This window comes from Amycolatopsis sp. NPDC114505, assembly GCF_055633615.1.
Genome location: NZ_JBVKDV010000002.1, coordinates 2,209,487 through 2,222,940, shown reverse-complemented (window position 1 = coordinate 2,222,940; position 13,454 = coordinate 2,209,487). Strand labels below are relative to the sequence as shown.

General features: G+C 73.2%; 7 protein-coding genes. 2 read left to right on the top strand and 5 right to left on the bottom strand.

Annotated elements, in window-relative coordinates; genetic code table 11:
* Positions 1-69: 69 nt before the first annotated feature.
* Both ACZ7OU_RS28330 and ACZ7OU_RS28325 read left to right on the top strand, forming a co-directional pair.
* On the top strand, positions 70-735 hold the full coding sequence (locus ACZ7OU_RS28330) for a TetR/AcrR family transcriptional regulator (protein ID WP_470257452.1): 666 nt from the start codon (positions 70-72) through the stop codon (positions 733-735).
* 130 nt (positions 736-865) lie between these two features.
* On the top strand, positions 866-1,510 hold the full coding sequence (locus tag ACZ7OU_RS28325) for a cutinase family protein (RefSeq protein WP_470257451.1): 645 nt from the start codon (positions 866-868) through the stop codon (positions 1,508-1,510).
* Positions 1,511-1,513: 3 nt separating this feature from the next.
* Here ACZ7OU_RS28325 and ACZ7OU_RS28320 read toward each other — a convergent pair whose 3' ends face one another.
* Genes ACZ7OU_RS28320 through ACZ7OU_RS28300 form a run of 5 tightly spaced genes read right to left on the bottom strand, consistent with a single transcriptional unit; the run spans position 1,514 to position 13,398 of the window.
* A complete protein-coding gene (locus ACZ7OU_RS28320) occupies positions 1,514-2,722 on the bottom strand; it encodes a lipase family protein (RefSeq protein ID WP_470257450.1) in 1,209 nt (402 codons plus the stop codon).
* Between the two features lie 29 nt (positions 2,723-2,751).
* Entirely contained in the window at positions 2,752-3,720 is a 969-nt protein-coding gene (locus ACZ7OU_RS28315; RefSeq protein WP_470257449.1) for an alpha/beta hydrolase, read from the bottom strand.
* A gap of 11 nt (positions 3,721-3,731) precedes the next feature.
* Positions 3,732-5,309 (bottom strand): acyl-CoA carboxylase subunit beta, encoded by a 1,578-nt coding sequence (locus tag ACZ7OU_RS28310; RefSeq protein WP_470257448.1) that lies wholly within the window; start codon positions 5,307-5,309, stop codon positions 3,732-3,734.
* The gene (locus tag ACZ7OU_RS28305; RefSeq protein ID WP_470257447.1) at positions 5,309-11,677 is read right to left on the bottom strand and encodes a beta-ketoacyl synthase N-terminal-like domain-containing protein; all 6,369 of its coding nucleotides are present in this window, start codon (positions 11,675-11,677) and stop codon (positions 5,309-5,311) included. Before ACZ7OU_RS28305 ends, ACZ7OU_RS28310 begins: the two co-directional genes overlap by 1 nt.
* Positions 11,674-13,398: a fatty acyl-AMP ligase gene (locus ACZ7OU_RS28300; protein ID WP_470257446.1), complete on the bottom strand. Its 1,725-nt coding sequence runs from the start codon at positions 13,396-13,398 to the stop codon at positions 11,674-11,676. The genes ACZ7OU_RS28305 and ACZ7OU_RS28300 overlap by 4 nt, the downstream gene beginning before the upstream one ends.
* Positions 13,399-13,454: the final 56 nt, after the last annotated feature.

Here is a 13,454-nt window from a genome sequence, read left to right as displayed (position 1 = left end):
CCAGGTTCCCTCCCGGGGCGGGTGAGCTTTACCCGACGGTAAAGCAGCGGGACCGTACAGTACACCTCCATGAGCCGGCCGCGTTCCCCTGATCGATCCAGCACCCGCCGGAGCCCGGCCGCCCGGCCCACCGACGACGAACTGCTCGACGCCGCCCGCGCGGTGTTCGCCGAACGCGGGTACGCCCAGGCCACCATGGGCCTGATCGCCGAGCGCGCGGACTCCACCAAACCGACGCTCTACGCGCATTTCGGCGACAAAGCGGCCCTTTTCCGCGCCACCGTGACGCGGGAGGTCGCGGCGGTGCGCACCTGGGTGCTCACCGCTTACGAAACGGCGGACACCAGCCCCCTCGAAGAACGCGTCCGGCTCGCCGTGATGGCCATGTTCAGCTACGCGAGCGCCCACCCGGCCGGCTTCCGGATGCTGTTCGACTCCGCCGTCGACGAGATGTCCAACGAGCGCCGCGCCTTGGCCGACACCGTCACCACGCACGTCGTCGACCGGATCCGCGAGCACCTGCTCGCCCACGGCCGCACGCCGGGCCCCGGCGCCGACCTGCTCGCAGCGATGATGGTGGGCCTGGTCGGCCGCGCCGCGATGCACGTCTCCCACTCCCCCGGCGTCGACCCGATCGCGGCCGGCGAGCTGGCCACCGGGTTCGTCATGGCCGCCCTGCGCGGTCTCGACCCCGCCCTGCTGGACCACGTCGACGCCGGGCAGTGCGCCACCTGAGCGTCCACATCGGACCGATTGTCACCGGCGAAACAACAATTCCCGCCTGATCGGCCACCCTCTTGCCTTTGCCCGCATTTCGAGAAAGCGTTTGCGGACATTCCGTTTCCCAGCAGAGGTGGGATCAGCCATGAATCGCCTGCTTTCTTCCGCCGTCACGATCAGCCTCGCCGCCGCCGGGCTCGCCGTCGCCACGGCGCCGGTCGCGTCGGCCGCGCCGTGCACCGACGTCGACGTGCCGGTCGCCCGCGGCACGTTCGAGCCGGGCACGTTGGGCCTCATCGTCGGCGACCCCGTCTACCAGGCCGTGCAGAACGCCCTGCGGCCTCGGACGCTCAGCGGCTACCGCGTCGACTACCCGGCCGACCTGGGTGAGCCCGCGTCGGTCCAGAAAGGCAACACCGACCTGGTCAACCACGTCAAAACGCAGGCCGCGGCCTGTCCTCAGCAGCGGTTCGTGCTGGTCGGCTACTCCCAGGGCGCCAACGTCGTGGACAACTCGATCGGCGTCAGCAGCGACGGCGCGGTTGTCGGTGGCCCGATCGTCGCGACCATCCCGGCGGAGCTGGCCCCGCGGGTCGCGGCGGTGCTGCTATTCGGCAACCCGATCCGCGCGCTCGGCCGGCAGGTGACCGGCACTTACCAGAGCCGCACCAAGGACTACTGCGCCGACGGCGACCCGGTCTGCCAGCCGGGCGGCGCGAACTTCCTGGCCCACTTGAGCTATGGCGGCGACGCCTCCGACGCCGCCGCCTTCGCCGCGAGCAAAGTCTGACACTCAGCAGTTGGACGGGGCCTGCTCACCATTGAAGCGCTTGACGATCCACTGGTGGGCGTCCCCGTTCCCGGCCAGGATTCCGGTGGCGTGGTCGGAAATGTAGGTCTGCCACTGTTCCCGGACCCCGGCCGCGCAATACGTCCGGTGCAGGGTTTCCGCCTGCGGGGTGTTGACGATCTCGTCGGTGCTCGCGTGGTACTGGAACACCGGCACCCGCGGCGGGTTCGCGCCCAGCTTGTTCTGCGCCAGCCGCGCCTGCCACTGCGGCGTGCCCAGCGGGTTCGTCGTCGTGTAGTCGCTGATCTTCTTGAACGAATAGTTCAGCAGCAGTTCCGCGACGCACGCGTTCTTCTTGGCGTCGCCCAGTTGCTGCCGTCCGGTGTCGTTGAGGAACGAGTCGAGCTTCAGGTCCGGGTACGCGGCGTCGAGGCCGACCGCGGCGAACGCGAGGAACCCGAAGCCGATGTAGCCGTCGAGTCCCTTGGCGACCTCGGTCAGGTCGGCCGGCACCCCGCCCGCGACGACGCCCACCACGTTCAGCTCCGGCGCGTAGGTGGGCTGCTTCTCCCCCGCCCACATCGATCCGCCGCCGCCTTGGGAGTACCCCTGGAAGATCACCTTCGCCGATTTCGCCAGGCGAGCCGACGGCAGGTTCTGCGCCGCCCGCACCGAGTCGATGACGGCCGGTCCCATGGACTGCCCGGTGATGTACGTCGGCACGGTCGTCGGCGAGTAGCCCTCGTAGTCGGTCACCGCGACCGCGTAGCCGCTGGACAGCGAGTCGTTGATGGCGGGCTGGTCGTAGAGCGTGCCCCGCTCCATCGCCTTGGACGCCGTGCACTTGAACGCCGGGCCCTGCGTCCCGACGGCGTAGCCCACGATCGGCGCGGTGGCCGGGTCCTTGCCCTTCGGCACCAGGATCGTCCCGGTCACCGCGTCCGGCCGGCCCTGGGCGTTGGTCGAGAGGTACATGACCTGCCAGGCGTCGGCGTTGGCGGCGTTCAGCAGCGGCACCGACGGGCGCCAGCGCAGGACGTCACCGGGCTTCCCGGCCGGCAGCGGCGACGGCGGCGTGTAGAACGAGTCGTCGAACGGGCCGGGCAGGATCGGCGCGGCGCCGGCGGGCGGGCTCGCGGCCACGACGCCGAGCGCCGCGAGCGAGATGCCCAGGAGCGCGGACACCAGACGTCGCAAAGGGACGGACTTCACCACAACCTCCATCGGGGAAAGGGGAAAGCTCAGGCCGGGAGGCCGAGCGCGCCGGCCAGGACCGGCCACGAGTTGTGCAGGGCCCGCTGCCAGTACGGCCAGCTGTGCGTGCCCGGGCCGTAGTAGTCGACGGTCGCCGGGATGCCGGCCTGCTGCAGCTTGTCGGTGAAGCTCCGGGACGAGATCAGCGCCGACGGTTCCAGCACGTCGGACTGCCCGGGCGGGTCGAGCGGCCCGGTCTGCCCGTTGCCGCAGGAGATGTAGAGCGCCGTGCCGCGCAGGTCCTGGACGTGGTCGTACGGGTTGTGCGAGGACCAGATCGGCTGCATCCCGAACGAGTCGCCCCAGAGGTTGAGGTAGTTGAAGATCCCGGCGCGGGCCAGGATGCCGATGATCCAGACCGGGATCCCGGGGTAGAGCGTGTTCGGCACGCCGCTGTAGGACGCGGCCGCGGCGAACATCCCCTTGTGCTGGAAGGCGTACGCGAGCGCGCCGTAGCCGCCGATCGAGAGCCCGGCGATCGCCCGTCGCGTGCCGCCGTGGTAGCCGCGTTCGACGATCTGGCGCACTTCCGCGGTGTGGAACGTGTCCCAGTCGGGCTTGCTCGACAACCCGAAGTTCCACCACTTCGTGTACATCCCGGCCGGCCCGTCCGTCGGCATCACGACGAGCGCGTCCTTGGTCGCGGTGAAGGCTTTCACATCGGTGAACTGGTCCCACGACTGGTAGTCGACGGGCTCGCAGCAGCCGTGCAGCAGGAACAGCACCGGCCACGTCCGCGTGGGCTGGGCGGCCCAGCCGGTCGGCACGATCAGCCGGACCATCCCGGTGGTGCCGAGCGCCGGGGAGTCGATCTTCAGGTCCACGGTCCGGGCGTCGAGCCAGGTCTCCTGGACGACCTTCGCGCCGTCGTCGGCCACGGCGGGGCTCGCCTGGGCGGCGGTGACGCCACTGGCGAGCAGGACCACGACGGCCAGCATCAGCAGGGTGGCTCTCATCGAAGTCTCCTTCACAGGGGGATGTTTCCGTGTTTCCTGGCCGGCAGGGTCTGCCGTTTGGTCCGCAGCGTGCGCAGGGCGCGCGCGACCTGCAGCCGGGTCTGCGACGGCGTCACGACCTGGTCGACGTAGCCGCGTTCGGCGGCCAGGTACGGGCCGGTGTGGCGCTTGCGGTACTCCTCGGTGAGCCGTCTTCGCGCCGCGGCCCGGCGTTCCGGCGGGAGCTCCGCCAGCTCGCGCCGGTAGAGCACCTGCACCGCGCCCTCCGCGCCCATCACCGCGATCTCCGCGGTCGGCCAGGCCAGGGACACGTCGGCGCCGAGGTGCTTGGAGCCCATCACCGCGTAGCCACCGCCGTAGGCCTTGCGGACGACCACCGTCACCTTCGGCACGGTGGCTTCGGAGTAGGCGTAGATCAGCTTGGCGCCGCGGCGGATGATGCCGCCGCGCTCCTGGTCGCTGCCCGGCAGGTAGCCGGGGACGTCGGCCAGGGTCAGCAGCGGGATCGAGAAGGCGTCGCAGAAGCGCACGAACCGCGCGGCCTTCTCCGAAGCGTCGATGTCGAGGACGCCGGCCTGGTGCCGCGGCTGGTTCGCCACGATGCCGACCGTGCGGCCCTGGACCCGGCCGAACGCGCAGATCATGTTGGCCGCGAAGGCGCTGTGCACCTCGGTGTACTCGCCGTCGTCGACCAGCGCGGCGATCAGCTCGGCCATGTCGTAGGTCTGGTTCGGCGAGTCGGGCACCAGCCGGTCGAGCTCCAGATCGGCCGGGGTGACGACGGGGCTGGTGTCGTCGGCGTACTCCGGGGTTGGGTCGAGGTTGTTCGAGGGCAGGTAGGCGAGCAGCGTCTGCACCCACTCGATGGCGTCCTGTTCGTCGGCGGCCCGGTGGTGGGCGTTGCCGGCGACCTCGCTCTGCACGGCCGCGCCGCCCAGTTCCTGCGCGGTGACCCGCTCGCCCGTGACGGCGTGCACGACGTCCGGCCCGGTGACGAACATGTGCGAGGTCTCGTCGACCATCACGGTGAAGTCGGTGATGGCCGGCGCGTAGACGGCCCCGCCGGCGCACGGGCCCATGATCATCGAGATCTGCGGGATGACCCCGGACGCGTGCGCGTTGCGCCGGCCCAGCTCGGCGTAGTAGGCCAGCGAGACGACGCCTTCCTGGATGCACGCGCCGCCGGAGTCGTTGATCCCGACGACCGGGCAGCCCAGCGCCATGGCCAGGTCCATCACCTTGAGGACCTTCTCGCCGGAGACCTCGCCCATGCTGCCGCCGAAGACGGTGAAGTCCTGCGAGAAGACGCAGATCTGCCGCCCGTCGACGGTCCCGTGCCCGGTGACGACGCCGTCGCCGTAGGGCCGGTTGGCGTCCATCCCGAACTCGCCGCACCGGTGCCGCGCGAACTGGTCGAGCTCCACGAAGGAGCCGGGGTCGAGCAGCAGCGCGATCCGCTCCCGGGCGGTGAGCTTGCCCTTGGCGTGCTGCCGGTCGACGGCCCGCTTCTCGGCGATCCGGACGGCTTCGTCCTGGCGCGCCTCGAGATCGGCGATCCGGAACGCCGTCGTCGGCGTGAGCTCGTCCATCACCGCACCCCCACTCCGAGCCGGGCGGCCAGTGCCGCGCCGAGCGCCGCCACGTGCGGCGGGTCGATCATCGAGACGTGGTCGCCCGGGACCCGGGCCACCTCCAGCTCGGGGCAGAACTCGTCCCAGCCCAGGGTGTCGTCCGTGCGCAGGTAGCGCGGGTCCAAAGTGGTCGTCAACGGGTGCGGGTCCTGCGCGCGCAGCAACAACACTCGCCCGTCGTACTGTTCCGGCTTGTACCTTTCGGCCACCCGGGCGTCCACATAGGACTCGTATTGGTGGCGCAGGACGCCGGCGCCGAGGTCCGGGACCTTCTCGGTCAGCCGGTCTAGGACCCAGCGGATCTGGGCGTCCTCGTCCAGCCGGGCCAGGTCCTCGCGCGGGATCGCGAACGGGACGCCGTAGGTCCGCGACACGTGCTCGGCGAACCGGTCGAAGCGGTCCAGCAGCAGGTCCGCCGGCTTGCCCGCCGCCGGCAGCGGCAGGATCGTGTCGATCAGGACCACGAGGTCGACCGGGCCGTCCAGCCGCCGGGCCGTCTCGTACGCCAGGCAGCCGCCGAACGACCAGCCGCCCAGCCGGTACGGGCCCTGCGGCTGGATCTCCCGGATCAGCTCGACGTAGCACGTGGCCTTGGCCTCGACCGTGTCCTCGTCGTCGATCCGCTCGAGCCCGTACACCGGGTGTCCCTCCGGCAGCAGCCGGACCAGCTCGCGGTACACGCTCGTCGGGCCGCCGGCCGGGTGGAACAGGAACACCGGCTCGCCGACGCCGTCGCGCAGCAGCCGCACCGGGCCGCCGCCGTGTCCTTCCAGCTCCGCGCGCAGCAGGTCGGCCATCGCCGCGACCGTCGGCGTCGCGAACAGCCGGTCCACCGCGGGCACCGCGCCCAGCTGCTCCGCGAACACCGCCCGCAGCCGCCGGGCGCGTTCGGGATCGCCGCCGGCGGCGAAGAAGTCGTCGTGCACACCCGGTTCCGGGCCGCCCAGCTCGGCTCGCCAGTGGCGGGCGACCCACCGCTCGGCGGGGTCACGCGGCCCGGCGGTGACCGGTTCGGCCTTCGCCGGTCCGAAGCCGGCCTGCTCGGCGAGGTGGCCGGCCAGCTCGGCCAGGCTGGCGCCGCGCAGGAGCAACGGGATCGGCAGCGGCAGGCCGAAGTCGCGTTCCACCGCGCCCCGGGCGCGCATCGCCGACAGCGAGTCGAGGCCGAGCCGGGTGAGCGGCACGTCCCGTTCGACTTCGGCGTAGCCCAGCAGTCCCGCGACGAGCCCGGCCAGGTGGTCGGCGATCGCTTTTCGCGCTTTGTCGGCCGGTCCGGCTCGCAGTGCTGCCATACCGTCCCAAGTGGACGGTCCGGTCCGCGGCGCGAACAGCCCGAAGAACGGCCGGTCCGCCAGGCGCGGGAACAGCTCCAGCACCGTTTCGGCGTTGACGCGGGCGACGCCGGTCGCCGCCCGGTCGCGGGCGAGGAGGACGTCCAGCGCCGACAGCGCTTCCTCGGTGCCGAGCGGCTCGAGCACCGGGTTGCGCGAACCGGCCGCGGCGCCGACCTCGCCCCAGGCGCCCCACCCGATCGTCGCGGCCGGGAGGCCCTGGGCCCGGCGCCACGCGACCAGGGCGTCGGCCCACGCGTTCGCCGTGGCGTACGCGGCCTGCCCGGGCGAGCCGAACAGCGCGGCCGCCGACGAGTACACGAGCCACCAGTCGAGATCGTGGCCGGCGGTCGCCTCGTGCAGCCGCCACGCACCCAGCGCCTTCGGCCGCCAGACGGCGTCGAGCGCGCCCGCGTCCAGGCTGATCGCGGCACCGTCGGCCAGGACGCCGGCGGCGTGCAGCACCCCGCGCAGCGGCACCCCGCCGTCGACAGCCGCCGCGACCAGTGCCTCGGCCGTGCCGGGCGCGGCGATGTCGCCGGCCACGACGCGGACGTCGATCCCCAGGTCCGGCGCGGGAGCGGCGCGGCGGCTGTTCAGCACCACCCGCGTCGCGCCGCGCTCGGCCAGCCACCTCGCCGCGACCAGGCCGAGGCCGCCGAGTCCGCCGGTGATGACGTAGGCGCCGTCGCGGACCGGCTCGCGCACCGCGTCACCGGGCTCCGGACGGCCCAGCCGCCGCACGTGCCGGACGCCTTCGCGCCAGGCGACCTCATCGTCCGGCCCGTCCGCGCGGACCTCCTCGCGCAGCTGGCCGGCCCACAGCCGGGCCGGGTCCGGTCCGGCGTCGAAGTCGAGCACGCTCACCCGGAGTTCGGGGGCTTCGAAGGCGAGCACGCGGACGAGCCCGCGCACCGCGGCCAGGTCGGGGTCGCCGCGTTCGCCGGGCTCGACGCTCTGCGCTCCGGTCGTGACCAGCCACAACCTGGGCGGCGCGGGCAGTTCGGCCAGTTCGGCGACGACCTCGGACAGCGTCGCGACCAGTCGTGCGGCCCGCCCGGGATCCGGGGTGGCCTCGCCGCCGAGCAGGACGACGACCGCGGTCGCGTCGCCGTCGCTCAGCTGTTTCGAGAACGCGGCCCGGTCGCCGCGAGGGGCGGTGACGAGGGCGTCGTCCTCTTCGGACAGCACGATCCAGCGGCCGTCCCGTTCCCCGGCGGGCAGGTCGGCGGGCTGCCAGGCCGCCTCGTACAGCAGGCGGTCCAGGGCCGCGTCGCGGAACCGGCGGCAGTAGACGTCGCGGAACTCCACCAGGACGACGTCGTCGGCGTCGACGAGCTGGACGCTGCCGAGCAGGCCGTCGCCGGACGGGTCCTTCGACGTGAGGACGGCATCCACGCGGACGCCGTCACGGGGTTCGCCGGCGAGCACCACCTCACCGATCGTGAGCGGGAGGTAGAGGGCGTCCGCGTCCCCGACGGCCGCGGCGAGCGCGTGCAGGCAGGCGTCGGCGAGGGCGGGGTGCAGCAGGTAGGCGGGGTGATCGGCGTCGGGCGGCGCGATCGACGCCGACGCCTTTCCAGCGGCGGCGGTGACGCGGCGCAGGCCGCGGAAGGCCGGACCGTAGTCCTGGCCCAGCTCGCTCAGGACGCGGTACAGGTCCAGGGGCTCGCCGCCGACCTCGCCGACCTCGCCGAACGGCGCGGACGGCGTGCCGCCCGTGTCGATCCGGGCCGTGGCGTGCCGGACCCACTCACCTTGCGCGGACTTCGCGTGGACGCTGAACTCGGTGCCGGTGACGCTGGACGTGACCTCGGTGTGCTCGTCGAGCGTCAGGACTTCCCGCAGTTCGAGGTCGCGGATCCGCCCGGTGCGCGCGGCGGCGAGCGCCAGTTCGAGGAAGCCGGTGGCGGGGAACACCGGCGTCCCGCGCACGGTGTGGTCGGCGAGCCACGGGAGCGGCTCGACACCGACGTCGCCACGCCACAGGTGGCCGCCGGGGTGGTCGATGTGGACGCCGAGCAGCGGGTGGCCGCCCGGGGCCTGGGTGCGGCGCTTCGGCCAGAACCGCCGGTGCCGCCAGACCGGGCCCGGCAGGTCGACCGGCGCCGTCCGCGGCCGGGCGGCCAGCGCGCCGGGGCGGCCGCGGACGTGCAGCCGGGCGAGGCTGGTGAGGAACGCGGTCCGTTCGTCGATCCGGCGGCTCGCGGAGGGCAGGCCCGGTTCACCGGTGGTCTGTTCGACGGCGGCGAGGGCGACCGGGTGCGGGGAAACTTCGACGAACACGGTGTGCCCGTCTTCGGCCGCGGCGGCGAGGGCCTGACTGAACCGCACCGGACGGCGCAGGTTCGCCGCCCAGTACTCGACGTCGAAGGCGGGAGTCTCGTTCGGATCGTCGAGAACTGTGGTGTAGCAACGGATTTCCGGGCTCTTCGGCCGAACGTCCAGCTCGGCGCGGAACCGGTCGAGCACGGCGTCGACGGCGGCGGAGTGCCCGGCCCCGCCGACCGGGAGCCGCCGGGCGAGCCTGCCGAGGCTTTCGGCGTGTTCGACGAGGGCGTCGACCTGGCCCGCGGCCCCGCTGACGGTGCACTGGCTGGGCGAGGCGTACACGGCGACAGTGACTTCGGGGAACTTCGCCAGTTCGGCGGGCGTCAGTTCGACGACCGCCATGGCGCCTTCACCACTCTGGTCGAGTTCGGCGAGCAGCCGGGCCCGGGTGTTCATGACACGCAGGCCATCGCGGACGTCCAAGGCCCCGGCGACGACGGCCGCGGCGACCTCGCCCATGGAGTGTCCGAGGACCGCGACGGGCGTGACACCGTGAGCGCGCCAGAGTCCGGCGAGGGCGAGCTGCATGCCGAAGAGGGCGAGCTGGGTGGTGGCGAGGTCGCCGGATTCGCGCTCGAGGAGGTCTCGGAGGGAGGCGCCGGTTTCGGTGCGGAAGGCGGGATCGAGCGCCTCGACCTCGGCGCGGAAGGCGGGTTCGGAGCCCAGGAACCGGCGGCCCATGCCGGGCCATTGGGAGCCGTAGCCGGAGAAGACGAAGACCACTCCCGGGTCCGCCGTCGACGCGACCTGCCCGCCGCCCCCGCTCCCCGCACCGGCGACGCCCCGCCCGGCAGCCGGGCCGCGCGCCACCCCACGACCGGCGGCCGGGCCGCGCGCCACCCCACGATCGCCGGCAAGCGGCTCACCGATCCCGCCGACCGCAGGCCCGCGAGGGTCGCCTGTGATGCCGCGGCCCGCGGCCAGCTCCCGCAACCCCGCCACCACCTCGCCGCGGCTCTCCCCCACCGCCGCGCCGCGGACCGGCAGGTGCTCGCGCCTGTGGGCCAGGGTCGAGGCCACCGCTTCCAGCGGCACCTCCGACGTCTCGACCCAGTCCGCCAGCTCACCCGCCCGCGCCCGCAGCACCTCCGCCGACCGGGCCGACAGCGCGAACACCGACGGCTCCTCGATCCCCGGCGTCTTCACCGGGAACGACGCCGCCGGCCACTCCTCGAGCACCACGTGTGCGTTCGTCCCGCCGAAGCCGAACGCCGACACCCCGGCCCGCGCCGTCCCCGAGTAGCGCGGCCACTCCGTGCCCGACGTCACCACCCGCAGCCCGGTGAAGTCGATGTGCGGGTTCGGCTCCCGGAAGTGCAGGCTCGGCGGCAGCCGCCGGTGCGTCATCGCCAGCACCACTTTCAACAGCCCCGCGATGCCGGCCGCCCCTTCGAGGTGGCCCAGGTTGCTCTTCACCGACCCCAGCAGCAGCGGGCGATCGCCCTCGCGCCCGAGCACCGTCGCCAGTGCGCCGGCCTCCAGCGGATCCCCCAGCGGCGTGCCCGTCCCGTGCGCCTCGACGTAGTCCACACTGGACGGATCGACCCCCGAAGACGCGTATGCCGAGCGCAGCAGGTCGGCCTGCGCCAGCGGATTGGGGGCCGTCATGCCGTTGGACCGGCCGTCGGAGTTGACCGCGCTGCCACGCAGCACCGCCAGCACCCGGTCGCCCGCCCGGCGGGCCGCCCGCAGCGGCTTCAGCACGACCACCCCGCACCCCTCGCCGCGCGCGATGCCGTCGGCGCCCGCGTCGAACGGCTTGCAGTGCCCGTCCGCGGCCAGCACCCCGGCGCGGTGGAAGCCCGCGGTGATGCCGGGCGAGAGCAGGACGTTCACCCCGGCGGCCAGCGCGAGCTCGCTCTCGCCGCGGCGCAGGCTCTGCATCGCCTGGTGCACCGCGACCAGCGACGACGAACACGCCGTGTCGAGCGTCAGGCTCGGCCCGCGCAGGTCGAGCAGGTACGACAGCCGGTTGGCGGCGATGCTCGCCGCCGCGCCCGTGCCCGACCAGACGTCGACCCCGCCGACGTCGGTCATCGTCAGAGAGCCGTATTCGGTCGCCGACAGCCCGACGAACACGCCGGTCCGGCTGCCGCGCAGCCCGGACGGCGGGATCCCGGCGTGCTCCAGCGCCGCCCACGCCACCTCCAGGAGGATCCGCTGCTGCGGGTCCATCGCTTCGGCCTCGCGCGGGGTGATGCCGAAGAACTCCGCGTCGAACCCGGCGACGTCGTCGAGGAACCCGCCCCGCAATGGCAGTCCCGCGAGATCCGCGGCCGGCGCGAACGTCTCCCAGCGCCCTTCGGGGACGTCGCCGATGCCGTCACCGCCAGCGTCGAGGAAGCGCCAGAACGCCTCCGGCGAGTCGATGCCGCCGGGCAGCCGGCAGCCGAGGCCGACGATCGCGATCGGCTCCTCGACAGCGCTCTCGAGCGGCAAGACGACCGAAGTGTCCCCTGTGGACAGATAGCAGGACAGCGCGGCGACTGTCGGGTACTGCCAGACGAGGGTCGCGTCCAGCGGACGGCCCACGAACTGCCCGAGATCGGCCGCCAGCGCCGTCGCGTCCCGAGAGGACAGTCCCGTCTCGTTCAACGGCCGGTCTGGGTCCACCGGGCCGAGCCGGGCGAGGAGCCAGGCGCGCACCGCGTCCGTCGTCGTCATGCGAGCCGCCGCGCGGCCAGCGAACCGTCCAGGTAGGACACCCGGCAGTGCGCCCGGCTGATCTTGCCGCTGGACGTCCGGGGCACCTCCCCGGGTGCCAGTACCACGACGTCCTGCAGGCGCAGGCCGTGCCCGGCCGAAACGGCCGCCCGCAGCGCGGCCGTCACCTCGGTGACGTCGGCCTCGGAGTTCTTGGCCCGTTCCAGCGCGACGACCGCGGCTTCCCCGTCGCCGGTGGCGATCGCGAAGACCGCCGCCGAGTGCGGCCGGACGCCCGGATGGTCCTCCACGGTCTGCTCGATGTCCTGCGGGTAGTGGTTGCGGCCGTCGACGACGACCAGGTCCTTCAGCCGGCCGGTGACGTACAGCTCGCCGTCGAAGACGACGCCGAGGTCCCCGGTCGCCAGCCAGCCGTCGCCGGTGTCCGGGTCGAGCGGCGGCAGGCCGAAGGTGGCGGTCGAGTCGCGGCCCCAGTAGCCGCGGCCGACGTTCGGGCCGCTGACCCGGATCTCGCCGACCTCGCCGGCGTCGAGGGGTTCGCCGGTGCCGGGGTCGGCGATCCGCACCCGCTGCCCCGCCGGGCGGCCGCACGAAACGAGGGTCGACCCGGACGCGGCCGGCTCCGCGAACCCGGCGGCGAGCCGGTCCCGGTCGAACGTGACCTGGCGAGCCGGTTTTCCGGCGTCCGACACGGAAACGAGCACGGTGGCCTCGGCCAGCCCGTAGGACGACCGGTGGACCTCCGGCCGCAGCCCGCACTCGGCGAAGGCGTCCTGGAACTTCGCGATCGTGGCCGGCAGCACCGGCTCGCTGCCGTTGATCAGCGAGACGACCCGGCTCAGTTCCAGGTAGCTCTTCTCGGCTTCGGAAACGCGGGAAGCGCAATAGGCATAAGCGAAGTTGGGCGCCGCACTGATCGCGCCGGGACTGGCCGAGAGCGCACGCAGCCACCGGGACGGCCGCTCGAGGAACGCCAGCGGGTCCATCAGCACCGACGCCATGCCACCGACCATCGGCGCGCCGATCCCGAGGATCAGGCCCATGTCGTGGAAGAGCGGAAGCCAGCTGACCGCCGAGGTGGCGCGGCTCTCGACGCCGTAGGCGGTGCACGCCTGGCGGGCGTTGGCGAGGACGTTCCGGTGGGTCAGCACGACCCCGGCGGGCGAGCGGGTGGAGCCCGACGTGTACTGCAGGTACGCGATGGCCTCGGGATCCGGCGCGGGCCATTCCCGCGGATCGGCCGGGGTCAGCGCGTCGACGGCGATCACGGCGGGCCGGGAGTCCGCGAGGAAATCGCGCACCGCGCCGAGGTCTTCGGTCGTGGTGAGCACGACCCGCGGGGCGCAGTCGGCGAGCGTCGCGGTCAGCCGGCCCGCGTGCCCGGGCAGGCCGGGGGCGAACAGCGGCACGGCGACCAGTCCCGCCCGGATCGCGCCGAGGAACGCGACGACGTACTCGGCGGACTGCCCGGCGAGCACCGCCACCCGGTCTCCCGGGACCGCGAGCCCGCTCAGCCGCGCGGCGACGGCGCTGACCCGGTCGTCGAGCTGGCGCCAGGTGAGCGTGACCGCCCGGCCGTCCGCGCTGCCGCGGTGGTCCAGGTGGGTCAGCGCGACCTCGTCGCCGAGCACCCGCGCCCACCGGCCCAGCAGGGTCGCCAGTGAGGCGCGGTCGGCGGCGGTTTCCCCGGTGACGGGAACCGGCTGGGAAATGGTTTCCATGGCTCCTCGCAGATAGCGTTTGCCGGCGCAGTGAATAGCTGCTCCCGGTCGGTTGT